The organism is Spirosoma arcticum, assembly GCF_054779955.1.
The window spans coordinates 1-519 of record NZ_BAAGXG010000072.1 but is presented as its reverse complement, the minus strand read 5'-3'; the positions used below and the strand labels follow the sequence as shown (position 1 = coordinate 519).

Here is a 519-nt window from a genome sequence, read left to right as displayed (position 1 = left end):
GGCCCTGACCGGCGTCGAACTCCCTGACCTGACTGCCCTCGCACACCCGCGGCTGGCGCAGTCCACTTCGAAGTAAGGATCCCTCATGGGCAACTATTACTACCCACAGGGCGGACTGCCGCCGCAGACGCACCTCACCACCGAACGGGCCATCGTCAAGGAGGCCTACACGGTCATCCCCAAGGGCGTCATGACCGACATTGTGACCAGCACCCTGCCGGGTTTCAACAAGACCCGCTCCTGGATCCTGGCCCGCCCCATCTCCGGCTTCGCCACCACGTTCTCGCAGCTCATCGTTGAGATTGCGGCGGGCGGCGGCGCACCCAAGGCCGAATTCGAAGCCGGCGTCGAAGGCGTCATCTTCGTGACCAAGGGCAAGGTGGACCTCACCCTCGAAGGCGAGGTGCACCACATGGAAGAAGGCGGCTACGCCTACCTGGCCGCCGGCTCCACCTGGGGCCTGGCGAACGTCTCCGACGACATCGTGTCCTTCCATTGGATCCGCAAGGCCTACGAACG

Annotated in this window: 1 protein-coding gene; it reads left to right on the top strand. The window is 64.7% G+C overall.

The window, feature by feature from the left end; genetic code table 11:
* Nucleotides 1-85 precede the first annotated feature (85 nt).
* Nucleotides 86-519 (top strand): cupin domain-containing protein (locus tag ACYVHB_RS32940; RefSeq protein WP_461056345.1); only part of this gene is annotated, 434 nt, incomplete at its 3' end.